The organism is Pedobacter sp. NJ-S-72, assembly GCF_053890575.1.
On the sequence record NZ_CM132681.1, the window covers coordinates 4,571,701 to 4,595,588 of the forward strand.

Consider the following 23,888-nt stretch of genomic DNA (forward strand, 5'->3'; position numbering starts at 1 on the left):
ACGCTTTATGGACTCAAAGCAGCGGCAGACCGTTCGATCTTAATTCCTACTGCACATGATGAAGAAGCAATCTATTTACCTGTGTATAAATCTTTCTTTAAATTGCCGAAAGCTATCTTATACCTTACGCTTTCTGAAAAAAGGCTGGTAAACCGGTTATTTAATAATGAAGATGTTTACAGTGATATTGTTGGTGCTGGAATTGAGAAAATAATACCTGAACAAAAGTTTAGTGCAGCAGAGGTTTTAAAATCTGATCAGCCTTATATGATCTATATCGGACGAATTGATCCTGATAAAGGTGGAGTGATCCTGTTTCAGAATTTTTTAAAGTATAAAGAGGCCACTGGCAGTCCGGTGAAATTAGTGCTGGTTGGAACTCCATTTATGGATATTCCCAAGCACGAAGATATTATCAGTATGGGATTTATAGCGGATGATGTGAAGCATGCTTTGTTACAAGAGGCAAAAGCACAATTATAATTATGCCTTCCTTTTAAAAGTTTGTTTGTCGCTGGTTACTTTAGAGGGGATGCTGGCTGGAGTTCCGGTTATTGCTAACCGGGATTGTGAAGTGCTTAAAGATCATATTGAAAATAGTCAGGCAGGATTTACTTTTAATGACTTTGAAAGCTTTAAATCTGCCGTAGATAAGGTATTGAATGATGGTCTTGATCTTAGTCTTTTACAGCAAAATGGTAAGAAATATATAAATGATAATTATAGCTGGGAAGCGGTGATTAGTAAAATGACCCAGGCCATAGACTTTGTTTCTGAATAAAGCTATTGATTTAAAGTCTCTCTATAAACCTTCCAGTAGGCTTCGGCACTACGATCCCAATTAAACTGTTTGGTGTGGTTGATGATTTGTTGTGCTGGCTGAGTTCGGTTATAGGTATTCATTCCATCTTCAAATACTTGTTTCATGTCCGCAGGGTCATAAGTGTTAAAATAATAAGCTGCATCTCCTCCGATTTCTGGTAAAGAAGTGGCTTTGGAAAGGAAAGTCGGTTTTCCAAATCTCATGGCTTCTATAGGGGGGATGCCAAATCCCTCAGCGATGGACGGAAATAGAAAAGCTTCGCAGTTTTTATAGTACCATAATTTCTCCTGTTCAGAAACGGGACCAATAACTTTTACTCTGTCTGCCACTTGATGTGCTGCTGCCTCCTGCATTATTTTGTCCCTGTAGTCAGGCTCAATTTTTCCTGCAATAATCAGCTCAAAATCGTTACCAGTCAGTAAAGGGATTAAGACATGGAAATTTTTCTTTGGATTTACTGTTCCTAAAGCAAAAAGAAATGGGCTGGCAACTACATATGCTGGTTTTTCTGAAATGGATAGTATTCCTTCAGCGCAGCCATTGTAAATTACTGTGATTGGCTTATTTCTTGTATCCAGATTTTTTAGGATATCCTGTTTGGTGAAGTTTGAAATAGCTACAATATGATCTGCTAAGTCGATGATTTTTTGGTGTTTCTTTAGGTATTTTTCCGTTTTGGAGGAGGATTTACCTTCGTGTAAAAAGTTCAGATCGTGAATTGTCAGTACACGTTTAATGGATTTGCTTGTTGGAATATAGGAAGACAACTGGTAGGTAGTATGCCATAAGTCTATCTGTTTATGTCTTGGAAAAATGAACTTCTGAAAGCTATTCTGATCAAGAAAGCTATCCTCTTTATTGAAATATTGCTGTAGATCCGGATGAAGATAATAACTGATCTGATCTGTAACATCCCTGCCTGCCTTTAATGCCTGGCCCAACTGATGACAGTACTCAAATATTCCTGTATGAGAATACTTCATTCGTTCACAATCAAAGGCTAATTTCATCTAGTAAAGGGTTGTTGGTTTCAGTTTGTATGGATTAATCTGCAAAGGTCTGCATGTCAATAAGCCTTCTGTAAAGGCCATTCTGGGCAAGTAATTCAAGGTGGGTACCGCGCTCTGAAACTGTCCCGTTATCTATTACAATGATGGTGTCAGCATGCTGAATTGTACTTAACCTGTGTGCAATTACAATTGAGGTTCTATTTTTCATCAGATTATTTAAGGCATCCTGTACCAGTTTTTCAGATTCTGTATCTAATGCTGAAGTTGCTTCGTCGAGCAGCATGATTGGTGGATTAGCTAACACTGCTCTGGCAATACATATCCTTTGTTTCTGACCACCTGATAATTTATTGCCCCTGTCCCCTATGCTGGTTTCATAGCCAGTGTCTGTCTTCAGAATGAAATCATGTGCATTGGCAATTTTTGCAGCGGCAATAACTTCTTCCTGAGTCGCTTCTGGTTTTCCGAATGCAATGTTATTATAGATGGTGTCATTAAAAAGAATAGATTCCTGATTAACAGTTCCCATCTGATGTCTCAGACTGTTAAGTGCTACGTCTTTTAAATTGATACCATCAATAAGGACGTTGCCGGATTTCGGGTCATAAAATCTTGGGATAAGGTCTATAAGTGTACTTTTTCCACCACCTGAAGGGCCAACCAGAGACTGTCTGACCTTTGGTAATTGTAATATTGATATCTTTCAAGACTTCTTTATCACCGTAATTGAAAAAAATATGCTCAAATTGAATACGGTCATTAAATTCACTGATCTGGATAGCATTTTCTTTATCTGTCAATTCCGCTTTAATATCTACCAGGTCGAGAACTCTTTCACCGGCTGCTATCCCCGTATGGATTGCACTGAATGAATCTGATAGCGCTTTGATTGGCTGCATTACCTGTGAAAATACAGCAATGTATACCAGGAATTTTGAAGGGGTAAGATCTCCCTGGTTGTTCAGAATCATTGATCCTCCGTATAATACAATAAAAACAACCACAAGTACTCCCAGCGTTTGAGATACCGGTGAAGCCAGTTGTTGTCTGCGAGCTATTTTTCTCGTTAAACCCGAATAATAAATATTTTCATTGTGAAATTTATCCTTTATTCTTGTAGTTGCATTAAAGGCTTTAATGATTCTTATCCCACCTAATGCCTCATCTAAAAATCCGATCATCTTCGCAAAACTTTCATGTAACTCCTTTGCCTGCTGTCTTAATCTTTTAACAATTTTACTAATGATAAAGCCGGAAATCGGAATAACCAGAAGAGAAAATACGGTCAGTTTTACAGAAATAGACAATAAAACTCCAATATAAAATATGACCTGAACCGGCTCTTTAAAAACCACCTGCAGCGTATTGGTAACTGTACCTTGTACTACCTGAACATCTGATGCAATTTTAGAGATAATATCGCCTTTCTTCTCATTGCTGAAATAACCAATATGCTGATCCATAATATTATTGAAAACCGCCCGGCGTAAATTAAGCAGGGTGTGAACTCTCAGGTCTTCCATGATGCGCTGAGACATGTAACGGAAAAAATTCGCTAGGAAGACGCTTGCAACTATAATTCCGCAGACTATCTTTAACGTATATAATTTACCATAAGTGACTATAGTAAAATTGATATAGCTATTGAACTGACCAATAAAGTCAGTGCTGATGCTTTTTCCAGCATAGTAACTTTTGTAGTAGCAAATAAGGTTTCCAGCAAGGGCCCTAACAGAGTAAAGAGAAATGTATTGAAAAATATAGCGAGCAAGGTTACCAAAATATATGGAATGGCATATTTTTCAATTGGTTTTGCAAAGCTTAATAACCTGAAATAGATCTTCATTGGAATTTAAAAATTTTTCAAAGCTACGGATTTACTAGCTTTGTTTATAATAAGTGTTATTTACCGGGTTTCTTTGCGGTTTCAATAGCTCCGGTAATTCATTTCCAATATTTTAAACAGAAACAAAAATGACTAGCTGTTCATCTCTTATTGCCGATATTAAGAAGGGAAATTTTATAGCGCTGGCCAGAGCCCTTACGCTGGTTGAAAATAGTATTAAAGGGAGCGAAGAGTTATTAAAAGAGATAAATATTAATCAGCATATTCCTGTTATCGGTATTACGGGGCCTCCGGGAGCAGGCAAAAGTACATTGGTCAATGCGATGATTGAAAAATGGGCTGGTATGGGAAAGCGTGTAGCTGTTATTGCCGTCGATCCCACTTCTCCATTTAACCTGGGATCACTTTTGGGAGACAGGATCAGGATGTCTGCTCATTTTAATAAACCGAATGTATTTATCCGTTCGGTTGCCACAAGAGGATCTGTAGGTGGGCTTTCAGCAAAGATTATTGAAATGGTAGATGTTTTGAGGTCTGCTGATTTTGACTATATAATCGTGGAAACTGTTGGAGTGGGCCAATCGGAAATAGAAATTGCTGGTCTGGCTGATTTAACTGTCATAGTACTAGTACCTGAGGCAGGTGATGAAATTCAACATATCAAATCTGGTTTGATGGAAATCGGAAATGTTTTTGTAGTGAATAAGGCTGATCGGGATGGGGCGGCAACATTTGCGAATAACCTTACAAAAATGCTGCATCAGCGAAGTACCATTGTTCCCGTTTTTAAGACTGTGGCGGATAAAGGAACGGGTGTAGATGAACTTTTAAACTGGATCAGCGAGACACCGGTTCATGAAAATGAGCGAAAACTATATTTATATGCTGAAAAGGCGTTCAAGCTCATTCAGAATTACAGAATGAAAGATGTGATCAGGCTGGAACTTCAGCAGAAAATAGCTGAAGCCTATAACAGAGCTGATTTTAACTTATATCAATTTATCAATCAGTATAAATAGATTATTTGACGATTTTATAGTTTTTATATTCCCCAATCCTGATTCCGGTAAGTTTATATATTTTCAACAATAACCTGATTCGGAAACTATCATTATTCTTTGTTTTTGTGGGGTCAATACTAAATTTCCAGTTTGCCTGAGCGATACGGGCAGCCATTACGGCTGGATGAGTTCCTTTAAAGTGGATGAGCTTATCTGCGTTACCGTAGTCAAAAGTTGCGGTTACCGGTACCTCTCTGATTACCGCATCAGGGTTATAGAAGGTATTGAAGTTTAGTCCTTTTTTAACTAACCCATGTGGTGGTTTTACCCAGCCATAGTGGTTAATATGGGCATCGATCAATTTAACATTTATTTTTCTTCCGTCAATTCTGAAACCCTGGGCATCTCTGTAAGAGCTGACATTTAAATTTCTTCTTACAATCCGGATTTCTCTTCTGTACCATCTTCTGGATTCGGCGGTATAATCATATGAACCGTAGAAATGATTGTACTTAAAGAGCAAACCTTCAACCTCCTGATTTTTCAGGTTATCCTGCATCTGTTTCAATATTTCAGGAAGGTCATCTTCATGTACACATTCATCTCCCTGTATATAAAAGGCCCAGTCTGTATCTTTTGAAATTGCTGCAAAAGCTTTATTTGTTTCAGTTGCAAAGACAGCTCCGCCCTCTCTGAGATTTTCTTCCCAGATGGTGTCAATCATTTTTATTTTAGGTGAGTTAATCTCTTCAATCAATTTTCTGGTACCATCTTCTGATTTTCCAACTGCAACAATAAATTCGTCACAAATAGGAAGAATAGAGGAAATTGCTTCAACAATAGAATAGTCATTTACTACTGCATTTTTAATAAAGGTAAAACCGGCAACTTTCATGGATAATTTTGATTGGATTATTAATTGCGACAAATATAGGTTTATTCGGGCTTCAGAACCGGCTTTGTCAATTGTGCTTTTTTCCAGTGTTCACCTTTTTCATAAAGGAACTTGCTCAATGGATATTTAAATTTAAAATGATGATCATAATCTACCCCTAAAATGCGGTGAGCAATGCCGGGCGATTCTTTTAAACATTCACGAATAGCTCTGGTATAAACTGAGGGACCAGTCATTTGATGTACGTCATGTGGATATTTATTGTTTCTGATATTCTGGCACATCAGCTCCATTGTTTTTTTTTTAGGAAAGGATGGTGAGGTTCATATACCAGTGCCCACTGTACAAACAGGTCTGGATTCCCTTCAGGAGCAATTATGGCGCTGTCGCTGTCTAGTATAAAATCATCGAGACGATCATTAATTCCACTATCTATCAATATCCAGGTAAACTCCACCCTTTTTGTATAGGACTGCATATCTGAAAAAATCTGCTTTGGCAGCTCCGATATTAATCCTTTTATATAGAGACAGCATATCTTCATCAAATTCCTTCAATAAGAAGGCTTCAATCCGCAGGTCATCATAAAACTCGTAACTATACTCAGGATTTTTCTTTCTGAATCTTGCAATATGCCAACGCGTGATCACCGGTAATTTAGAAGTCTTAAATGTTTGATGTATGATTTTTGGTATTGACATCTTTAAATGAGTTCTGTTTTAATTTAGATGGAACTGTTCATGATTTCTTCAATTTCTTCGGCATCAATTGGGATATTTGCCATTAAATCGATATTTCCGTCAGCAGTTATTAAAATATTGTTTTCCAGGCGAATACCAAATCCTTCTGCGGGTATATAGATTCCTGGCTCACAAGTTAATACATTACCGGCCTGAAAAGGAGTGTAACGGTGGGCGAAATCATGTACATCAAGTCCAAGGTGATGGCTTATCCCGTGCATAAAATATTTTTTATAAGCCGGATGGGCAGGGTTTTGATTTTTCACCTCCTCCATAGAAATTAAACCTAGTCCGATCAGTTGTTCAGTCATCAGTTCACCTACACTTTCGTTGTAATCATTTCCTGAAATGCCCGGTTTCAGCAGTTTTTTGGCTTCCTCCATGACATATTGTACAGACTGGTATACACTTTTTTGTCTGGGTGTAAACCTGCCACTAACAGGAATGGTACGGGACAAATCTGCATTGTAATTTGCGTATTCTGCACCGAAGTCCATGAGAATCAATTCATTCTCTTTGCAGATTTGATTATTATCACCGTAATGAAGAATGTTTGCATTATTGCCTGAGGCGATAATTGGGGGGTAGCCATGTCCGGTTGCCTGCTGTCGGATAAACTCGTGTATGATCTCTGCTTCGATTTCATATTCGGTTACCTGCGGACGGGTAAATTTAAGTACCCGTATAAAGGCATCTCTGGTTATATCACAGGCTTTTTGAATTAATTTTATTTCTTCATCAGATTTTGTTTCGCGCAACTGACGCATAATAGGTGCGGACCTTTCATAGTGATGTAAAGGATATTTCGACTTCATCTGTTCAATAAAACGGATATCCCGGTCGGCTACAGTATATGGTGTGTTATCATTCTCGTTCGTATTCAGGTAAATGTGATCCGCATAGGATATAATACTGTGAAGAATATTATCAAAATCTTCCAGCCAGCAGATTTTTTTTATACCTGATGACAGTTCTGCCATTGATTTGGTGTATTTATGGCCTTCCCACACTTTGATGTGCTCATTTGTCTGTCTTAAAAAAAGGACTTCTCTATATATAGGATTAGGACAATCCGGGTAAAGTAAGAGGATAGTCTTCTCCTGATCAATACCAGAAAGATAAAACAGGTCACAATTTTGTTTGAAAGGAAAACTCTGATCACCGCTTCTTGGAAACTCATCATTAGAATGAATATAGCTAATGAATTGTTTTTGAGGTGTTTATTTAAATTTGTTCTATTCTTAACAAAGATTTTATTTTCTAAATTCTGATATTTCATATCCAGCATTATGAGTGGGCAAATAAAGTCATTTATATTGAATTCTTAAAATTTGTTAAAATTGGAACGGAGTTTGTATATGCCTTGTGAGAATTAAAAATTTGTTTAATTTTGCTACACAAAAAAATTATACATTTTTAAATTTGTTTAACCTTAAAAAAGAAAAATTATGAATTATTCTACTTTAAAGAAGGGTTTAGCAGTTTCTTTTGTTGCTGTAATGGGTGTTACCACTCTTGCTTCAGCTCAGGATTCTACTTCAACTTCAACTTCAGCCAAAGTGTTTGGCGGAAGAGGCCAGTACAGAACTTGGTCTATTGGTGTTAATGCAGGTGTTTTATCTCCATTCGTTGCGATTGGTGGATCAAATGACTTCAAAAATGCTGACGTTAACTTAGGTTACGGTATCTCATTGAAAAAAAACAACTAGGTCATGCTTTTGGTTTAGAAGGTAACATTTTCCGCGGAAAAGTTTCTGGAACAAACAAAGATATGCCAGGTGGTCAGGCAAATGGTATTACTAACTTTGAAACTCAAATCGGTTATGCAGCTGACATCCGTGGTGTTGTTAATGTTGCTACTGTAGATTTCTTGCGTCGTGAGAACTCAGTTAACTTCTTCGTTACTGTTGGTTACGGTTTAGTTGCTTATGCTCCTAAAGTAACTTCAGTAGGTGGTGGTGTTACTGACTGGAAAGACAAAGCTGGTGATAACCATGACAAAACTTACGTTAAAGAATCTTACATCCCAGTTGGTGCTGGTGTGAAATTTAAAGTTTCTGACCGTGTTGCTTTTAACTTAGGTTACACAATGCACTTCATTGATGGTGATAACTTCGACGGAGTTTACGCTAAAGGAACAACTAAAGATAAATTCTCATACGGTTATGCTGGATTAGAATTCTCATTAGTTCTAAAGCTAAACCAAACCTGGACTGGGTTAACCCACTTGCTATGATGTATGATGAGTTGAAAGACCCTTCATTACGTCGTGAAGTTGAAGCACTTAAAACTCGTGTATCTAACGTTGAAAAATCTGTTGAAGATGAAAAAAAAAGATAGCGATGGAGACGGTGTTTCTGATCAGTTTGACAAATGCCCAGGAACTCCTGCAGGTACTGCAGTTGACGGATCAGGATGTCCTCTTCCAGTTGCAGCAGCAGTAGCTACTGTAGTTAACGCTGGTAACTTAACTGGTTTCGAAACTATCCAATTTGAATTCAACTCTTCAGTTTTAAAAACTGAATCATACCCAACTTTAGATAAATTATCTTCAGTGTTGAAAGAAAACAACGGTAAAGCCTTAGTAAAAGGTTATGCTTCTAGCGAAGGTACTGCTGCTTACAACTTGAAATTATCTAAAGACAGAGCAAACTCAGTAAAAACTTACTTAGTTAACTCTGGAGTTAGTGCTAGCAAAGTTGCTACAAAAGGTTTAGGTGAAGCAAATCCAATCGCTTCTAACGATACTGAAGAAGGTCGTATCCAAAACCGTCGTGTTGAAACTTCAAGAAACTAATATTTCTTAAACAACATAGAAAAGGGTTCTGATTTATCAGAGCCCTTTTTTTATGCGCTGGATTTTATACATTTGTGACATGTACTTTTTTAGAAAAAAAGATCCGAACAGGCCAACTAGTATTGACATAAAAATCATGCATGTCATCAATGCGCTTGCCATATCAATTTTCGTAATTGGAATCATCTTGAAACTTATACACTGGATATAATGAAAACAATCATCAATACTTCGAATGCACCAGCTCCAATCGGTCCTTATAGCCAGGCTGTTTTAGCCAATGGATTTTTATATGTATCCGGACAAATCCCAATTAATCCTGCAACAGGAGAACTTACACAATCTTCAATCAAAGAAGAAACCGAGCAGGTTATGCGTAACCTGAATGCTGTCTTATTTAGAGGCGGGATTTGAATTCACACATATTCTGAAGTCAACTATCTTTTTATCGGATATGGATTTATTTGCAGAAGTGAATGAAGTTTACGGATCGTATTTTGAATCTGACTTTCCTGCACGTGAAACTGTAGCTGTAAAGGGACTTCCTAAGGGAGTAAATGTGGAGATCTCAGTGATTGCTTATAAAGGATAAATTGGCGAAGTCAAATGTACGTTACCTGCTGGCAGGATTCATCCCTTTTGTAATCTGGGGATGCTTTTCTATTCCATTACGGAATATTAAAGGCTTCCCATCCGAAGAAATTCTGTACTACCGTATATTCACTTCGTTAATTCTGCTATGGACAGTTATTCTGCTTTTTAGAAGGAAACAACTAAAAACAGATATAACTTATATTAAAGCTGTAACTAAAAAACAGAGAGTAACCTATATGTGGCAGATTCTTCTGGCAACTATATTTTTGACGCTCAACTGGTACACCTTTATTTATGCGTCAATAAAATATGTTAGCCTCACTTCAGGAGCATTTGCTTATATGGTCTGTCCGCTGCTGACTGCATTTGGCGGGTTTGTGATTCTTAAAGAGGAGCTGTCCCGCCTGAAGCTGATTTCATTGGTTGTAGCACTGATTAGTGTAGTCTTTTTAGCTACAGGTTCGTTGAGAGATGTCATGTGGTCGGTTGTTATTGCTGCATTTTATGCTGGTTATCTTGTTATTCAGCGGAAAATGCAGGGAATTGATAAACTCAATGTACTGGCTGTTCAGTTTTTAGTTTCCTGCTTAATACTGCTGCCATTTTACTTTTATCAGTATCAAGGCGTTCCGCAAAGCGGGTGGTTTTGGTTACATATTATCATTATTGCTGTTGTGTTTACGATCATTCCCTTGTTTTTAAGTCTTTATTCGCTTATTGGCATACCTTCATCGACACTGGGCATTCTGATTTATATTAATCCGATTATTGCCTTTGCAATAGCTGTGTTGTATTTTGGTGAGCGATAAATGCTAATCAGGTATATGCTTACCTGTTATTATTGTTTTCAGTAATTTTGTTCAACTGGAACCTGATCAAAGAGATGTTTTCTGTCAAAATAGTTAATACCTAATTACCAACAACTTGTTTGCTTCTGATTTAGATACAACGATTGAATTTTTGAAAGGGGTAGGCCCTAAGCGTGCCGAAATCTTACAAAAGGAGCTGGGTATATTTACCTATGCCGATTTACTGGGCTGTTATCCTTTCCGGTATATTGACAGAACACGTTTCTATAAAATCAATGAACTCCATTCGGATTTACCCTATGTTCAGATTCTTGGACGTATTACTGGTAAAGAAACTATAGGTGAAAAACAAAAAAAAAAGAATTGTAGCAAGGCTGACCGATGAGACAGGAACTATTGAATTGGTTTGGTTTCAGAGTTTAAAATGGGTGGATGAAAATGTGATGCGTGGCAAGGTCTATATTGCATTTGGTAAGCCTGCTGTTTTTTTTTAATGGCTCTTACACAGCATTTCTCATCCTGAAATGGAGACTTATCCACGGCCGGCTACCATCACAGGAAACCTGACTTTACAGCCTGTTTATAATTCTACAGAAAAGCTGAAGAAATTTTCTCTGGATAGCAAAGGAATCCAGAAGATGCAGGCATTAGTGATTGAACAATGTTTGCATGAAATCAAAGAAACAATTCCAGCTTATATTTTAGAGAAGTACCGGATGGTTAACCGCCGGGAAGCATTATTAAATATTCATTTTCCAAAAGATACTACAGCTTTACAGAATGCAGAACGAAGACTGAAATTTGAGGAATTGTTCTTTATTCAATTGCAGTTACTGAGTAATAAACAATTCAGAGAGCTGAAATTCAAAGGTCATCTGTTTAGTACGGTTGGTGAAAGGGTTAATACCTTTTACAATGATATATTACCATTTGCGCTGACGGGAGCCCAGAAACGGGTGATCAAAGAAATCAGAACTGATACGCAGCGGGGCATTCAGATAACCGTTTGGTACAGGGGGATGTGGGAAGTGGAAAAACTGTAGTTGCACTAATGAGTATGTTGCTTGCAAATGATAACGGTTATCAGGCTTGTATGATGGCCCCCACGGAGATCCTGGCACGCCAGCATTATCATTCTATATCCTCGTTATTAGATGGAGGATTAATTAAGGTTGATATCTTAACAGGTAACACAACTAAAAAACAGCGGATACTTTTACATGAACAGCTTGAATCTGGTGAAATTGATATCCTTGTCGGGACGCATGCGCTTATTGAGGATAAAGTAGTCTTCAAAAACCTGGGATTGGTCGTTATTGACGAGCAGCATCGTTTTGGTGTGGAGCAAAGAGCTAAGCTGTGGCGTAAAAACAGTATACCTCCGCATATTCTGGTGATGACAGCGACGCCGATTCCAAGGACGCTGGCAATGACCTTATATGGTGACCTGGATGTCTCTATGATAGATGAACTTCCTGCTGGCAGGAAGCCGATTGAGACTAAACATTTGCTGGAAGGACAGCGTTTGAGAATGTTTGGTTTTATGAAAACCGAGATTGCTAAAGGCAGACAGGTTTATGTTGTTTATCCGCTAATTAAAGAAAGTGAGAAGCTGGACTTACTTCATCTGGAAGCCGGTATCGAACAGATGCGTTATCAGTTCCCATTACCGGACTATCAGATTAGTATTGTTCACGGGCAGATGCCTAATAAGGATAAACAATTTGAAATGCAGCGGTTCATAGATGGTCAGACGCAAATCATGGTAGCGACAACGGTAATCGAGGTTGGTGTGAATGTCCCTAATGCTTCTGTGATGATTATAGAGAATGCAGAGAGGTTCGGTCTTTCACAATTACATCAGCTGCGTGGAAGAGTAGGCAGAGGTGCTGAACAGTCCTTTTGTATCCTGATGTCTGGTGAAAAGCTAAGTAGAGAAGGCCGGAAAAGACTGGAGACGATGGTACACACTAATAATGGATTTGAGATCTCTGAGATAGACCTTGAACTGAACGGGGGGGTCCTGGTGATCTTTCAGGTACAATGCAAAGCGGTGTGCTGGATCTTAAACTGGCAGATTTGGTAAAGGATCAGCAAATTCTACAGGAAGCAAGAAATACGGTAATTGAAATTTTCCAGCAGGACCCTACACTTTCTTTACCGGAAAACGCTTTACTTAAGCGCTTTGTCGATAAAAAAAGCAGAGGGATCGCTTTGGATAAAATATCTTAGTTTATTAATCTTCGTCACTTCCTGGCATAGAGCCGCTTCCTGTATAGGCACCTTTTCTGATTATCGGAACACCAAGGTGTTTGTACAGATCATCTAAATGCATTAAGCTTCCGTTAGTCAGATTACCCAGAAAAATAATAACGATATTCTTTTGTATGTCACGTACATAGATGTGACGGAACCCATGCCACCAGCCAGTATGGTAAACTACTTTGCGTCCGTTTTCCCCATCAAACATTCTCCATCCGTAACCATAGTTAAAGTGGCCGTTAATAGCTTTATTATGTCCCGTGTAAGCAGAATCAAGACTGGCTTGTTTTAATAATCTGCCTTTCTTTAATGCATTGTCATAGAGTACCAGATCATGGATTGTACTGTAAATACCTTTATCGCCAACAGGGCCATCAAGGAAATTTTGTACCACTGAATATTTCCAGGTACGGTCATGTCCTACTACATCAACCGGGATTTTTGAGTACGTAGTCGTAGAATATACGTGGGTATGTTTCATGCCCGCAGGCTTAAATACATTTTCCATCATATAATCAGCATATTTTTTACCAGTTACTTTTTCAATAATGGCACCCAGAACCATGAAATTAGAATTGTTGTAATGAAATCTTGTATCTGGTTTAGCGTAACGGTTAGGTTTATATTGTGCAATGAGGTTCATGACATCAACATTACTCATGGGTTTCTTTTTGTCTTTCCAGACACCGTCACTGAAATAAACATAGTTCATCATTCCGCTGCGGTGTGTAAGTAATAGCTTTACAGTGATATCTTCATATGGGAAATTAGGGTAGAATTGTTTAACATTATCTGTTAATTTAAGTTTGCCCTGTTCAACCAGCTGCATGATAGCAACTCCTGTAAATGTTTTGGTAATAGAGGCCAGTTCAAATTCAGAATTGATCTTTAAACTATCACGGTGAAGATAATCTGCCCATCCAATCGCTTTTTCATAAAGTATTTTGCCGTCTTTGGCAACGAGCATATTCCCGTTAAACCCAAATTTCTTATGCAGATTGTCTACAAAATTAGCGATCCATTTATCCCCTTTAGCCGGGTCGTATGAAATGAGCAGGCTATCAGTCTTATCATCATTTGCGGTTCTGATCTTTGGATCCTGATCCTGATGTTTTTTGTTAGTATGTGAACAGGCGCTAATGAGTAAAGTGGCTAGTAGAGCCACGGGAAAAAAGGTACGGTAGGTCATGAATTAGATTAGTCTTTTTTGAAGGCCGAAAAATAAACAATATTAACCCTTTAAACGCAAAAGAGTTTTAAACATTATCATATACTTTACATTCTTCTATAGAGATAAAAGCTTATTTTTGAAAACCATTATGATTTTTCAAATTTCACAGGAAATAAATATAAAATCATAATAGCTTCATCATCGATGAAAAACAAACTATACATTGAAAAAAAAAAACAAAAGAAATGAATTTTAGAACCGAACACGACACCATGGGCGAAGTGCAGGTCCCTGCTGATAAGTATTGGGGAGCACAAACTGAACGTTCACGTAATAATTTTAAAATTGGTCCTGAGGCTTCAATGCCAAAAGAGATTATCCATGCTTTTGGTTATCTCAAAAAAGCTGCAGCACTGGCCAATAAAGAACTTGGTGTGCTTGCAAGTGATAAAGCGGAATGGATTGCTAAGGCATGCGACGAAGTAATCGCTGGAAAATTAGATGATCAGTTCCCACTGGTAATCTGGCAGACAGGTTCTGGAACGCAGAGTAATATGAATTCAAATGAAGTGATTTGCAAACCGTGCACATGTGATGAACGGTGGCAGCCTGACAGATGAAAAGAAAATCCTGCATCCGAATGATGATGTCAATAAATCACAATCTTCAAATGATACTTATCCTACAGCTATGCACATTGCTGCATATAAACAAGCTGTAGAGATCACTATACCAGGATTAGAAAAACTGGAGAAAACATTACAGGCTAAAGCAGCTGAGTTTGCACAGATTGTAAAAACTGGAAGAACTCACTTTATGGACGCAACTCCGTTAACGCTTGGACAAGAGTTTTCAGGTTATGCACAGCAAATCACGAATAGTATCAGAGCAATTAAAAATGCTTTGGTTATGATTACTGAATTAGCTTTAGGTGGTACTGCGGTAGGAACGGGATTGAATACCCCTAACGGATATGATGTGCTGGTTGCCCGCAAAATTGCAGAACTTACTGGTTTACCATTTGTTACTGCTCCAAACAAATTTGAGGCATTGGCTGCGCACGATGCAATGGTAGAATTATCCGGTGCTTCCGGTGCTTACAAACGTGCTGCTGTAGCTTTAATGAAAGTTGGTAACGATGTAAGAATGTTGAGTTCAGGCCCGCGTTCAGGTATTGGTGAAATTATCATTCCTGACAATGAGCCGGGATCTTCTATTATGCCTGGAAAAGTTAATCCAACTCAGCCGGAAGCACTGACAATGGTTTGTGCACAGGTAATGGGAAATGATGTAACTGTAGGAATTGGTGGTAGTAACGGACATTTTGAACTGAATGTTTTTAAACCGGTTATTGCTGCGAATGTATTACAGTCGGGAAGATTATTAGGTGATGCCTGTGTATCATTTAATGATAACTGTGCCGTAGGTATTCTTCCTAATTTACCAGAGATCAAAAAACACCTTGAAAACTCTTTAATGCTGGTTACAGCTTTGAATCCGCATATCGGTTACGAGAATGCTGCTAAAATTGCTAAAAAAAAAAAGCACATAAAGAAAATAAAACTCTTCGTGAAGCTGCGGTAGAACTGGTTTATTAACCAGTGAGCAGTTTGATGAATGGGTAAGACCAGAAGATATGGTGGGTAGCTTAAAATAATATGAATAGATACCATTATCTGATTATTCTAATTTGTTTGATGGCGTTTCTCGGTTGTGAGAGACGCCCAAACGTTCAGGGTAATGGAGAGAAATTTTTGCAGGGTGTCTGGAATCAGGATAGCATCACTAATGCATCTAAACTGATGAATTATACACAGCACCAGGTGAAAATTACCTGTGATTCCTTTTATGTTGACCTGACTACACACTCGAAGGTCAATTATTATGAAGATCCATGTTATAATAATGGCGTTTGGAAAGAATATGCAAAGGGTGTATACCAGGTAAGAAAAGACAGTTTGTTTTTAGAAGGAACTTATACCAAAGCTAATTATAAGCAAAAAGTTTTTCTGGTTGTTATACCGTTGGGATATATAGAAAAAGCTTCCTGATTAAATCAGCTGATTCTACTCACCTTTCATTACAAAGTTTAAGTGATCAAAGAGATCTCAATCTTGTTCTGAAACAAAAAATCACGTGTGTACCACAAGAATTATAAAATAAAAATAATGATTTCAGTAGTTAAAATTAAAAGGGTTTGTATCGCTATTGCACTGATCGCCTACCTGCCATTGAACGCCGCTGCCTGGGGACAGACTGGGCACCGGATTGTTGGGCAGATTGCCGATTATTATCTCACGGCAAAAGCCCGTAAAGGAGTAAAACAGGTTTTGGGAAATGAAAGCATGGCGATTGCGAGTAACTGGCCGGATTTCATCAAGTCAGATACAACGTATAACTATATGGGCAGCTGGCATTATGTAAATATCCCTGGTGATTTAGATCAGAATGGAGTATTTAACTTTTTGGAAACCAGTAAGGACGCGAATGTTTACAATAAGATTCCAGAGATGATTGCCATACTTAAGGATAAAAAAAGTACTGCAGATAAACAACAATGGGCTATGCGCTTATTAATACATATGATGGGTGACGACGTTTCATCAGCCAATGCATACTGCAAGAAAAGAAGATCTTGGAGGTAATAAAGTAAGCGTAATGTGGTTTGGGCAACGTTCTAATCTTCACCGTGTATGGGACGAGGATCTGATTGACAGACAGCAGTTAAGTTATACAGAATATGCAGAAGCGATTAATCATCCTTCAAAAGAACAATTCTCTAAATGGACCCATGACTCGCTAAAAGAAACAGTTTATGAATCTTATATGGCTTGTAATAAAATCTATGACAAGACTAAGGCTGATGATAAATTAAGCTATCGCTATAATTTTGAGTTTATCGATTTGCTGAATGAGCAATTATTAAAAGGTGGTGTGCGTCTGGCACAGATGATTAACGATATTTATTCATAGACCTATGAAGATCCTGATGGTTTGTTTAGGTAATATCTGCCGTTCTCCCCTTGCAGAAGGAGTAGTCAGGCAATTAATTGCTGATGAGAATCTGAATTGGGAAGTTGCTTCGGCAGGAACGGGAGACTGGCATACTGGTCAGCCGGCCGATCATCGTAGTATCGCCATTGCTAAGAATTATGGATATGATATTTCCAGACAGCGGGCCCGTCTTTTTGGACAGGAGCTGTTTGATGAATTTGATCATATCCTGGTGATGGATAAAAACAATTTGCGTGATGTATTAAAGCTAGCTGCAAATGAAGAACATCGTAAAAAAGTGAGATTGTTCCTGACAGAAGATCAGGAAGTTACTGATCCTTATTTTGATGACCAGTTATTTGATCCGGTTTTTCTAACCATTGAAGAAAGAGCGAAACTTCTGATTGAGGAATTAAAAAAATAAAGAATGGAGTCTCTGAAATTATATCAATTGTTATTAGGTTGTAAACCTGCTGGCAGGAATACAGAACAACATGATGTGTTGTTTGCTGTAGGAACCTGTTTAAAAGATCTGATCCCGGAAATCCTGAATTTCTGGCCGGAGGCAAATGGTAAAATACATTTAGATGCCTGGAGGAAGTTACTGTTACTGCTGTTGAAGGTTTCAGTATACAGATCGTAGATAAAGAGAAGGTACAGGAACAATCTGCAGAAGCACTGTTTTTTCTCAACCTGGGAGGTTATAAAAAGGATGAGTTTGATGAGTTGCATTATAAAATGCTTTTAATCGGGGCGGATAAAGCTGAGGTTATTAAAAAAGCTAAAGAATCGGCGTTTTATCTGCACGCGGGTTTTTTGCCGGAGCGCCATCTCATATAGATGATAAATATGGTGTTGATGTAGATGATATCTTTGAAATTGAAGATGTACTGCCATCCGGAGTTAAAGAAAAGTATAAGATTGTAATATCAGCTTCTGAAAATCTGGTAAAGGATGAAATCCATCTTGGGTATTTTGCTTTAAAAAGTTTTTAAATGTGCCATTCTAAAAGAGAATACCAATAAAAAGGCCGGAGATTTTAAGAGGGCACTGAAAAAGTCCTTTAGATTTAAAGGTTAAAAAGCGAGCAGAAAAACTAAGGTTTACTGCTCGCTTTTTTTTTTATCTTAAAGTTCGATTTAGAAATGCTTTTAGATGTTAGCTCACCAACAAGAACTTCAGTTCAGTTCCTTTTCGAGGTTATATGACCTGATCATTCCCAAGGACAATCTGCTTCGCAAGATCAGCGAACTGATAGATTTCACCTTTATCTACGAAGAACTGCTGGACAAATACTGTTCAAATAATGGGCGTATGGCGGAAAGTCCCGTGCGCATGTTCAAATACCTGTTGTTGAAAACAATCTATACTGTTTCGGACGTTGATGTGGTTGAGCGCTCGCGCTACGATATGTCCTTCAAATATTTCCTTGACATGGCTCCTGAGGATGAAGTTATCAATTCCAGTTCATTGACTAAGTTCCGAAAGCTCCGTTTGAAGGATACAGATTTATTGAACCTGCTGATCGGAAAAACGGTCGCTATAGCCCTTGAAAAGGGTATTATTAAGTCCAGATCTATTATTGTTGATGCTACCCATTCTCTGTCCAGATCAAATCCAAATCCATATTCCGTAGTTGAGGTGCTGAGAGAACGCTCAAAGTTGTTGCGAAAAGCGGTTTACAGTATAGATGAAGAGATGAAAGAGCGCATGCCGAAAAAGAACGATTCGGCTGAGCTGGAAAAGGAATTGGCTTACTGTAAGGAGCTTGAAAAGCTTATTGAATCAGATCATACATTAAGTTCAATTCCAGCGATCAAAGAGAAGTTAAATCTATTGAAAGAGACTGTGGAAGATACACAGGAAAACTATACGCTCTCTAAAGATACGGATGCCAGAACCGGTCATAAATCAGCTGACAGCAAATTCTTTGGCTACAAGACCCACCTGGCCATGACAGAGGAACGCATCATTACAGCTGCAGTGGTCACCTCTGGTGAAAAAGGTGATGGCCCTGAACTGCCAATGCTATTGGAAATAAGTCAGGATAATGGAATCGAGGTAGATACGATAATCGGTGATTCAGCTTATTCCGGTAAGGAAAACCTTATACTGAAAACAACGACGACGATCAGAACATAAAGATAGTAGCAAAGCTGAACCCTTCAATAACCCAGGGGTTTAGAAAGGAAGAAGACAAGTTCGATTATAATAAAGATGCTGATATGTTTGTATGTCCCGCCGGACACATGGCCATCCGAAAAGCGCGGCAGGGGAAGAAGAATATTGGTCAAAATCAATCGTACACTTACTATTTTGACGTTGAAAAATGTAAGACCTGTCCATTAAAACAGGGGTGTTATAAACCTGGAGCTAAGGCAAAAACTTATGCAGTAACTATAAAATCAACCATACATCAGGAGCAACAAGCTTTCCAGCAAACAGATTACTTTAAAGAAAAGGCCAAACATCGATATAAAATCGAAGCGAAAAATAGTGAGTTAAAAAATGTACATGGTTATGGACGGGCGACATCCTATGGCATTACAAATATGCAGATGCAGGGAGCAATCGCCATATTCACTGTTAATTTAAAGAGAATCATCAAATTAACCCCCTAAGTCTGTAAAACCGAAAGGAAACGGGCTATCAGACCAGTTATCGCCCTTTTTTAGCGCCAGTTCATCCGCAGGTATTACTCACGATTCCATAGCCAATAAAAAAAGCGATTAAGTAAAAATCATGTTTTACTTAATCGCTTTAGAATGTTACCCATTAAAGAGGAACTTTTTCAGTGCCCTCGATTTTAATCTCCGGCCTTTTTATATCAATTTGTTTTGGGTTGCCCAATTAACGAGGAATTATATACCAAATTCCTTATCCAGATATTCTGTTACCTTTTCTATTGCACTGTCAATTGTATCACTTAGAATAGTGATAAAAGAACCTGATTTTGCAGTTGCTATTAAGAACTTCAAGCAGTCTGAAGAATCATTGTTAATGATGATTTCCATGTTAGGCTTGACTTCTTTTATTCCTGATATCAGCAAGTCTATAATTTCCTGTGGCTGACGGCCGCGGAGATATCTTTCCTGACAAATGATAATTTTATATCAAATCATCTGTGCCGAAATACGGGCGGTTTTTCTTTAATATCCTCATCACGTCTGTCACCAGTACCTGAAATTACTCCGATATGTTCTGTAGCTTCAATAGTTTTCAGATAATCTTTGATCCCGTTAAATCCGTTTGAGTTATGTGCAAAATCAACAAGGATTTTAAACTCTTTAAATTTAAAGATGTTCATTCTTCCCGGTGTTTGTGCAGCAGAAGGAATGAAAGTTTCCAGTGACATTCTGATATCTTCAATCTTATATCCCCAAAGGAATGTCGACAATGTTGCAGCCAGGACATTCTGGATCATAAAATCAACACTACCACCAAAGGTCAGGGGGATATGAGTAACTTTATCTACTCTTATCTTCCAGTCGCCTTTTTTAATGGTTATATATCCGTTCTCATAGATTGCCGCTGAACCGCCTTTTTTGCAATGTTCTACAATAACAGGATTATTTTCATCCATACTAAAGTAAGCTACCTTGCAATCTGCAGTTTCAGCTATTTAAACACAGTGTTTATTGTCTGCGTTCAATACTGCCCACCCATCTCTTTTAACAGCGCCAATAACAACTGCTTTTACTCTTGCAAGATCATTTAAGTTATGAATATCTGCAATGCCAAGGTGGTCTTCCTGAATATTGGTTACTACACCAATATCACAGCGTTTAAACCCAAGTCCCGCTCTTAGAATACCACCTCTTGCAGTTTCCAATACCGCAAATTCTACTGTAGGGTCTCTTAAGATAAATTCTGCACTGACAGGACCGGTAGTATCGCCTTTCATCAGCATCGTGTTTTGAACGTAGATACCATCTGAGGTCGTAAAACCAACTCTGGTTCCATTGCTCTTAACAATGTGAGCGATTAGCCTTGTTGTTGTTGTCTTTCCATTTGTACCCGTTACTGCAATGATCGGGATCCTGTTTGCTTTACCGGGAGGATATAACATATCAATAACCGGAGCAGCAACATTCCTTGGTAAGCCCTCACTTGGTGCAAGGTGCATACGGAACCCTGGTGCAGCGTTAACTTCGAGAATTACACCACCATTTTCTGTTAGTGGTTGTGTAAGATTTTGTGCCATTACATCAATTCCGCAGATATCTAAGCCGATAATGCGGGATATGCGTTCACTGATGAAAATATTCTGTGGGTGTACAAGGTCTGTTACATCTATAGATGTTCCGCCTGTACTCAGGTTAGCTGTTGATTTTAAATAAACAAGTTCTCCGTTAGGTACAACCGTTTCCAGTGTATAGTTCTTTTTAGATAGTAAATCCAGCGTATCGCGGTCAACAAGAATTTCTGTTAAGACATTTTCATGTCCGTATCCGCGTCGTGGATCTTCATTTTCTTTATCAATCAGTTGTTGAACAGTTGCAATTCCGTTGCCGGTTACATGAGCAGGTACACGTAAAGCAGCTGCCACCATTTTGTTATCGATTACCAATATTCTGAAATCATAGCCCGTGATGAAGCTTTCAATGATTATTCTTCTGGAGTATTTTTTTAGCATGTTCAAATGCAAGTTTTGCAGCTTCCGGGGTTTTTACATTGATCGATGCACCTTTACCGTGATTGCCATCAAGAGGTTTAAACACAAGAGGGAAACCAATACTTTCAATGGCATCATCCAGTTCGCTGATATCAGAAATGGTAACTCCATTTGCAACTGGTATCGCAGAATCCTTTAAGATACGTTTGGTCTCATCTTTATCGCCTGCAATATCTACAGCGATACTGTTTGTTCTTTCGGTCATGGTAGCCCTGAAGCGCACCTGGTTTTTACCGTATCCTAACTGGATTAAAGAACTTTTGTTCAATCTGATCCATGGAATATCCCTTGCGATCGCTTCATCAACAATAGAGCCGGTACTTGGGCCAAGGCGTTCCATTTGTCTTAATTCCCTTAATCTGTGGATATCAAATTCAAGATCATAATCCAGATTGTCAATTAAGGCTTCAGCAATTCGAACGCTGGCTTCAGCTGCATAAATACCTCTTTTTCTTCAAGATAACTGAATACCACATTATATGTACCCTCAGTTTTAGTCTGTCTTGTTCTTCCAAAGCCAGTGTCCATTCCTGCCAGGGTTTGGATTTCAAGGGCAATATGTTCTATAACATGGCCCATCCATGTTCCTTCTTTGATACGGGCGAAGAAGCCTCCGGGTTCACCTTTCGAGCATCTGTGCGTAAATAAAGTTGGCATCATTTTTTCCAGACGATCACCAAACCCATCAATTAAATTTGTAGGACGTTGTTCCATGTCCTCCAGATCTAATCTCATTTGTATTAGTTTTTTTCTGTTGACCGACCAGATATTTGGTCCCCTTAGCACTTGAATGCCGAGTATTTTCATATATTTTCTTATTGTTTTTTAATGGTAATGAAGCTTGCCGGGCTGAAGAGCCCTTACAGGTTTCATATATTTTCTTATTGTTTTTTAATGGTAATGAAGCTTGCCGGGCTGAAGAGCCCTTACAGGTTTCATATGTTGTCTATTGTTTTTTTTGTGTGATCAAGAGCTCGCAGGCTCAGTCCGTAAGATTTTTGGTAATGCGACTTATTTGAAGCCTATCTATTCTCTTTTTTTATAGGTAATGTTTTTTGCATTAAACCTGTCGTTCCTGAGGAACACCCGGTTTCAGGTTATTCTGTGTTAAATTTCAATAAGGCCGTATATGGATAATTATCCGTTGTTGTCTAATTGGGTTTTTGTTCTTAAAAACGCTGTTAAACAGAAGTATTAATATATGAATTTTTTTTTTTTATAAATAACACATGTTATCCGGTTAAAAACGCATAAAATATAAACGTGCATAAATTTAAGCAAAGAATTGGATTATAAAGGAATAATTGTTGTTTGCACTCAGATTATTGATGAAATATGGTAATATTTAAAGTAATGCATATATATTTGAGATTTTAGGTTAAGAAAATAAATAAGATGGTTCCAAAAGGTAAATTGATAATTATTGGTGGTGCAATAAATACCGGAAGTTTTACTGAAACACAATTCGGGCTACCTCAGAATATGAATTTCTTTGAGCGCGGAATTCTAAAACGTATTACTACTGAGTCTGCAAAAGAAACATTATCCCGTTTCGAAATTATTACTACGGCCTCATTGGTTCCGGAGAAAGTTGGAGAAGAATATATTAAAGCCTTCGCGCAGCTTGATGTCCATGATGTTGGCGTATTAAATATTGTGAACAGAGAACAGGCAAATGACTTGTTAAATTGTGAACGGGTTAAAGCAGCCGACGTACTTGTCTTTACCGGAGGAGATCAGTTAAGGCTTTCTTCTATTTTTGGAGGAACGGCTATACATGAAATATTACTGGATAAATACGCAAACGAAGAAGTTGTCATTGCGGGAACGTCGGCCGGAGCTGCTGCAAGTTCAAAAAACATGATATACCAGGGTAACAGTAAAGATGCTTTGCTGAAGGGTGAGGTGAAAATTACTGCTGGATTAGGATTTATAGATGGTGTGATTGTCGATACACATTTTGTACAGCGCGGACGTATCGGACGTCTTCTTTATGCAACAGCCAGCAGTCCGGGGATACTTGGAATTGGTTTGGGAGAAGATACTGGTCTTTATATCTCTAACGGAAATACAATGGAAGCCATCGGTTCTGGTATGGTAATTCTAGTAGACGGAAGAAGTATGTCAGATACCAATCTGACTGATGTTGAGATGGGGCAGCCGGTTTCTATCAAAAATATGGTTGTACATGTAATGTGTGACGGTGATATTTATGATCTTACCGCTCATCAGCTAACTATTCATCACCCTAAGGTTATACCTACAGCTTAA

At 38.2% G+C, this 23,888-nt stretch carries 30 protein-coding genes and 4 pseudogenes; 22 read left to right on the top strand and 12 right to left on the bottom strand.

The window, feature by feature from the left end:
* The first annotated feature begins 81 nt into the window (after positions 1-81).
* Together ACWYN3_RS30230 and ACWYN3_RS30235 are read left to right on the top strand one after the other, a co-directional pair.
* Entirely contained in the window at positions 82-483 is a 402-nt protein-coding gene (locus ACWYN3_RS30230; RefSeq protein WP_456217619.1) for a hypothetical protein, read from the top strand.
* Positions 484-532: 49 nt separating this feature from the next.
* Positions 533-781, top strand: coding sequence for a glycosyltransferase (locus ACWYN3_RS30235; RefSeq protein WP_456217620.1), 249 nt, complete (start codon positions 533-535; stop codon positions 779-781).
* Between the two features lie 2 nt (positions 782-783).
* On the opposite strand, the gene ACWYN3_RS30240 is transcribed toward ACWYN3_RS30235, so the two are convergent.
* A complete protein-coding gene (locus ACWYN3_RS30240) occupies positions 784-1,833 on the bottom strand; it encodes a glycosyltransferase family 4 protein (protein WP_456217621.1) in 1,050 nt (349 codons plus the stop codon).
* A gap of 34 nt (positions 1,834-1,867) precedes the next feature.
* A pseudogene (locus ACWYN3_RS30245) lies at positions 1,868-3,679 on the bottom strand (ABC transporter ATP-binding protein).
* A gap of 128 nt (positions 3,680-3,807) precedes the next feature.
* On the opposite strand from ACWYN3_RS30245, the gene meaB reads away from it, so the two are divergent.
* Positions 3,808-4,698 (top strand): methylmalonyl Co-A mutase-associated GTPase MeaB, encoded by an 891-nt coding sequence (meaB, locus tag ACWYN3_RS30250; protein ID WP_456217622.1) that lies wholly within the window; start codon positions 3,808-3,810, stop codon positions 4,696-4,698.
* 1 nt (position 4,699) lies between these two features.
* Here meaB and ACWYN3_RS30255 read toward each other — a convergent pair whose 3' ends face one another.
* The 4 genes from ACWYN3_RS30255 to ACWYN3_RS30270 all read right to left on the bottom strand — a co-directional run bounded on the left by ACWYN3_RS30255 (position 4,700) and on the right by ACWYN3_RS30270 (position 7,517).
* A complete protein-coding gene (locus tag ACWYN3_RS30255) occupies positions 4,700-5,575 on the bottom strand; it encodes a glycosyltransferase family 2 protein (protein WP_456217623.1) in 876 nt (291 codons plus the stop codon).
* Between the two features lie 41 nt (positions 5,576-5,616).
* Positions 5,617-5,868, bottom strand: a complete 252-nt coding sequence (locus tag ACWYN3_RS30260; protein ID WP_456217624.1) for a hypothetical protein — start codon at positions 5,866-5,868, stop codon at positions 5,617-5,619.
* A gap of 135 nt (positions 5,869-6,003) precedes the next feature.
* Entirely contained in the window at positions 6,004-6,276 is a 273-nt protein-coding gene (locus tag ACWYN3_RS30265; protein ID WP_456217625.1) for a glycosyltransferase family 32 protein, read from the bottom strand.
* A 23-nt stretch (positions 6,277-6,299) separates the two neighbouring features.
* Entirely contained in the window at positions 6,300-7,517 is a 1,218-nt protein-coding gene (locus ACWYN3_RS30270) for an aminopeptidase P family protein (protein WP_456223200.1), read from the bottom strand.
* Between the two features lie 246 nt (positions 7,518-7,763).
* Between ACWYN3_RS30270 and ACWYN3_RS30275 the strand changes: the two genes are divergently transcribed.
* The 11 genes and pseudogenes from ACWYN3_RS30275 (at position 7,764) to ACWYN3_RS30325 (ending at position 12,747) form a co-directional block, all read left to right on the top strand.
* Positions 7,764-8,024 carry a hypothetical protein gene (locus tag ACWYN3_RS30275; protein ID WP_456217626.1) on the top strand — a complete coding sequence of 87 codons (261 nt, stop codon included), beginning with the start codon at positions 7,764-7,766 and terminating at the stop codon, positions 8,022-8,024.
* Positions 8,025-8,086: 62 nt separating this feature from the next.
* The gene (locus tag ACWYN3_RS30280) at positions 8,087-8,551 is read left to right on the top strand and encodes a hypothetical protein (protein ID WP_456217627.1); all 465 of its coding nucleotides are present in this window, start codon (positions 8,087-8,089) and stop codon (positions 8,549-8,551) included.
* Between the two features lie 87 nt (positions 8,552-8,638).
* Positions 8,639-9,112 carry an OmpA family protein gene (locus ACWYN3_RS30285; RefSeq protein ID WP_456217628.1) on the top strand — a complete coding sequence of 158 codons (474 nt, stop codon included), beginning with the start codon at positions 8,639-8,641 and terminating at the stop codon, positions 9,110-9,112.
* A 79-nt stretch (positions 9,113-9,191) separates the two neighbouring features.
* Entirely contained in the window at positions 9,192-9,323 is a 132-nt protein-coding gene (locus tag ACWYN3_RS30290; protein WP_456217629.1) for a DUF6728 family protein, read from the top strand.
* A pseudogene (locus ACWYN3_RS30295) lies at positions 9,323-9,704 on the top strand (RidA family protein). The gene ACWYN3_RS30290 and the pseudogene ACWYN3_RS30295 overlap by 1 nt, the downstream one beginning before the upstream one ends.
* 1 nt (position 9,705) lies before the next feature.
* Entirely contained in the window at positions 9,706-10,515 is an 810-nt protein-coding gene (locus ACWYN3_RS30300) for an EamA family transporter (protein WP_456217630.1), read from the top strand.
* Between the two features lie 115 nt (positions 10,516-10,630).
* A complete protein-coding gene (locus ACWYN3_RS30305) occupies positions 10,631-10,900 on the top strand; it encodes a hypothetical protein (protein WP_456217631.1) in 270 nt (89 codons plus the stop codon).
* Positions 10,857-11,009, top strand: a complete 153-nt coding sequence (locus tag ACWYN3_RS30310) for an OB-fold nucleic acid binding domain-containing protein (RefSeq protein WP_456217632.1) — start codon at positions 10,857-10,859, stop codon at positions 11,007-11,009. Before ACWYN3_RS30305 ends, ACWYN3_RS30310 begins: the two co-directional genes overlap by 44 nt.
* Positions 11,010-11,039: 30 nt before the next feature.
* Positions 11,040-11,558 carry a hypothetical protein gene (locus ACWYN3_RS30315; protein ID WP_456217633.1) on the top strand — a complete coding sequence of 173 codons (519 nt, stop codon included), beginning with the start codon at positions 11,040-11,042 and terminating at the stop codon, positions 11,556-11,558.
* The gene (locus ACWYN3_RS30320) at positions 11,537-12,601 is read left to right on the top strand and encodes an ATP-dependent DNA helicase RecG (protein WP_456217634.1); all 1,065 of its coding nucleotides are present in this window, start codon (positions 11,537-11,539) and stop codon (positions 12,599-12,601) included. Before ACWYN3_RS30315 ends, ACWYN3_RS30320 begins: the two co-directional genes overlap by 22 nt.
* A complete protein-coding gene (locus ACWYN3_RS30325; RefSeq protein WP_456217635.1) occupies positions 12,595-12,747 on the top strand; it encodes a hypothetical protein in 153 nt (50 codons plus the stop codon). Before ACWYN3_RS30320 ends, ACWYN3_RS30325 begins: the two co-directional genes overlap by 7 nt.
* A 4-nt stretch (positions 12,748-12,751) precedes the next feature.
* Here ACWYN3_RS30325 and ACWYN3_RS30330 read toward each other — a convergent pair whose 3' ends face one another.
* Positions 12,752-13,966 carry a serine hydrolase domain-containing protein gene (locus ACWYN3_RS30330; RefSeq protein WP_456217636.1) on the bottom strand — a complete coding sequence of 405 codons (1,215 nt, stop codon included), beginning with the start codon at positions 13,964-13,966 and terminating at the stop codon, positions 12,752-12,754.
* Positions 13,967-14,193: 227 nt separating this feature from the next.
* Between ACWYN3_RS30330 and fumC the strand changes: the two are divergent.
* From fumC to ACWYN3_RS30365, 7 genes and pseudogenes are all read left to right on the top strand, one after another.
* Positions 14,194-15,605 (top strand): annotated as a pseudogene (gene fumC / locus ACWYN3_RS30335) (class II fumarate hydratase).
* Between the two features lies 1 nt (position 15,606).
* The gene (locus tag ACWYN3_RS30340) at positions 15,607-15,999 is read left to right on the top strand and encodes a hypothetical protein (protein ID WP_456217637.1); all 393 of its coding nucleotides are present in this window, start codon (positions 15,607-15,609) and stop codon (positions 15,997-15,999) included.
* A gap of 117 nt (positions 16,000-16,116) precedes the next feature.
* The gene (locus tag ACWYN3_RS30345; RefSeq protein WP_456217638.1) at positions 16,117-16,593 is read left to right on the top strand and encodes a S1/P1 nuclease; all 477 of its coding nucleotides are present in this window, start codon (positions 16,117-16,119) and stop codon (positions 16,591-16,593) included.
* Complete coding sequence (locus tag ACWYN3_RS30350; RefSeq protein ID WP_456217639.1) at positions 16,559-16,921, top strand: S1/P1 nuclease; 363 nt, start codon at positions 16,559-16,561, stop codon at positions 16,919-16,921. The genes ACWYN3_RS30345 and ACWYN3_RS30350 overlap by 35 nt, the downstream gene beginning before the upstream one ends.
* A 4-nt stretch (positions 16,922-16,925) precedes the next feature.
* Complete coding sequence (locus ACWYN3_RS30355) at positions 16,926-17,366, top strand: low molecular weight protein-tyrosine-phosphatase (RefSeq protein WP_456217640.1); 441 nt, start codon at positions 16,926-16,928, stop codon at positions 17,364-17,366.
* Between the two features lie 3 nt (positions 17,367-17,369).
* Complete coding sequence (locus ACWYN3_RS30360) at positions 17,370-17,585, top strand: DUF1543 domain-containing protein (protein WP_456217641.1); 216 nt, start codon at positions 17,370-17,372, stop codon at positions 17,583-17,585.
* A 512-nt stretch (positions 17,586-18,097) separates the two neighbouring features.
* A pseudogene (locus ACWYN3_RS30365) lies at positions 18,098-19,563 on the top strand (IS1182 family transposase).
* 240 nt (positions 19,564-19,803) lie between these two features.
* On the opposite strand, the gene ACWYN3_RS30370 reads toward ACWYN3_RS30365, so the two are convergent.
* From ACWYN3_RS30370 to ACWYN3_RS30390, 5 genes are all read right to left on the bottom strand, one after another.
* Entirely contained in the window at positions 19,804-19,992 is a 189-nt protein-coding gene (locus tag ACWYN3_RS30370; protein WP_456217642.1) for a hypothetical protein, read from the bottom strand.
* 68 nt (positions 19,993-20,060) lie between these two features.
* Positions 20,061-20,525: a hypothetical protein gene (locus ACWYN3_RS30375; protein WP_456217643.1), complete on the bottom strand. Its 465-nt coding sequence runs from the start codon at positions 20,523-20,525 to the stop codon at positions 20,061-20,063.
* 39 nt (positions 20,526-20,564) lie between these two features.
* The gene (locus ACWYN3_RS30380) at positions 20,565-21,578 is read right to left on the bottom strand and encodes a Mur ligase family protein (RefSeq protein WP_456217644.1); all 1,014 of its coding nucleotides are present in this window, start codon (positions 21,576-21,578) and stop codon (positions 20,565-20,567) included.
* Entirely contained in the window at positions 21,544-21,957 is a 414-nt protein-coding gene (locus tag ACWYN3_RS30385; protein WP_456217645.1) for an ATP-binding protein, read from the bottom strand. The genes ACWYN3_RS30380 and ACWYN3_RS30385 overlap by 35 nt, the downstream gene beginning before the upstream one ends.
* Positions 21,958-22,016: 59 nt before the next feature.
* Positions 22,017-22,352, bottom strand: coding sequence for a cyanophycin synthetase family protein (locus ACWYN3_RS30390; RefSeq protein ID WP_456217646.1), 336 nt, complete (start codon positions 22,350-22,352; stop codon positions 22,017-22,019).
* Between the two features lie 660 nt (positions 22,353-23,012).
* Here ACWYN3_RS30390 and ACWYN3_RS30395 point away from each other — a divergent pair.
* Entirely contained in the window at positions 23,013-23,888 is an 876-nt protein-coding gene (locus tag ACWYN3_RS30395) for a cyanophycinase (protein ID WP_456217647.1), read from the top strand.

What these genes read in the sequence shown, in the direction of transcription:
- ACWYN3_RS30235 (WP_456217620.1), top strand. Translation starts at nt 533, where the DNA reads ATGCTGGCTGGAGTTCCGGTTATTGCTAACCGGGATTGTGAAGTGCTT.
- ACWYN3_RS30240 (WP_456217621.1), bottom strand. Translation starts at nt 1,833, where the DNA reads ATGAAATTAGCCTTTGATTGTGAACGAATGAAGTATTCTCATACAGGA.
- meaB (WP_456217622.1), top strand. Translation starts at nt 3,808, where the DNA reads ATGACTAGCTGTTCATCTCTTATTGCCGATATTAAGAAGGGAAATTTT.
- ACWYN3_RS30255 (WP_456217623.1), bottom strand. Translation starts at nt 5,575, where the DNA reads ATGAAAGTTGCCGGTTTTACCTTTATTAAAAATGCAGTAGTAAATGAC.
- ACWYN3_RS30260 (WP_456217624.1), bottom strand. Translation starts at nt 5,868, where the DNA reads ATGGAGCTGATGTGCCAGAATATCAGAAACAATAAATATCCACATGAC.
- ACWYN3_RS30265 (WP_456217625.1), bottom strand. Translation starts at nt 6,276, where the DNA reads ATGTCAATACCAAAAATCATACATCAAACATTTAAGACTTCTAAATTA.
- ACWYN3_RS30275 (WP_456217626.1), top strand. Translation starts at nt 7,764, where the DNA reads ATGAATTATTCTACTTTAAAGAAGGGTTTAGCAGTTTCTTTTGTTGCT.
- ACWYN3_RS30280 (WP_456217627.1), top strand. Translation starts at nt 8,087, where the DNA reads ATGCCAGGTGGTCAGGCAAATGGTATTACTAACTTTGAAACTCAAATC.
- ACWYN3_RS30285 (WP_456217628.1), top strand. Translation starts at nt 8,639, where the DNA reads ATGAAAAAAAAAGATAGCGATGGAGACGGTGTTTCTGATCAGTTTGAC.
- ACWYN3_RS30290 (WP_456217629.1), top strand. Translation starts at nt 9,192, where the DNA reads ATGTACTTTTTTAGAAAAAAAGATCCGAACAGGCCAACTAGTATTGAC.
- ACWYN3_RS30315 (WP_456217633.1), top strand. Translation starts at nt 11,040, where the DNA reads ATGGAGACTTATCCACGGCCGGCTACCATCACAGGAAACCTGACTTTA.
- ACWYN3_RS30330 (WP_456217636.1), bottom strand. Translation starts at nt 13,966, where the DNA reads ATGACCTACCGTACCTTTTTTCCCGTGGCTCTACTAGCCACTTTACTC.
- ACWYN3_RS30340 (WP_456217637.1), top strand. Translation starts at nt 15,607, where the DNA reads ATGAATAGATACCATTATCTGATTATTCTAATTTGTTTGATGGCGTTT.
- ACWYN3_RS30345 (WP_456217638.1), top strand. Translation starts at nt 16,117, where the DNA reads ATGATTTCAGTAGTTAAAATTAAAAGGGTTTGTATCGCTATTGCACTG.
- ACWYN3_RS30350 (WP_456217639.1), top strand. Translation starts at nt 16,559, where the DNA reads ATGCATACTGCAAGAAAAGAAGATCTTGGAGGTAATAAAGTAAGCGTA.
- ACWYN3_RS30355 (WP_456217640.1), top strand. Translation starts at nt 16,926, where the DNA reads ATGAAGATCCTGATGGTTTGTTTAGGTAATATCTGCCGTTCTCCCCTT.
- ACWYN3_RS30360 (WP_456217641.1), top strand. Translation starts at nt 17,370, where the DNA reads ATGGAGTCTCTGAAATTATATCAATTGTTATTAGGTTGTAAACCTGCT.
- ACWYN3_RS30375 (WP_456217643.1), bottom strand. Translation starts at nt 20,525, where the DNA reads ATGGATGAAAATAATCCTGTTATTGTAGAACATTGCAAAAAAGGCGGT.
- ACWYN3_RS30380 (WP_456217644.1), bottom strand. Translation starts at nt 21,578, where the DNA reads ATGCTAAAAAAATACTCCAGAAGAATAATCATTGAAAGCTTCATCACG.
- ACWYN3_RS30385 (WP_456217645.1), bottom strand. Translation starts at nt 21,957, where the DNA reads ATGGAACGCCTTGGCCCAAGTACCGGCTCTATTGTTGATGAAGCGATC.
- ACWYN3_RS30390 (WP_456217646.1), bottom strand. Translation starts at nt 22,352, where the DNA reads ATGAGATTAGATCTGGAGGACATGGAACAACGTCCTACAAATTTAATT.
- ACWYN3_RS30395 (WP_456217647.1), top strand. Translation starts at nt 23,013, where the DNA reads ATGGTTCCAAAAGGTAAATTGATAATTATTGGTGGTGCAATAAATACC.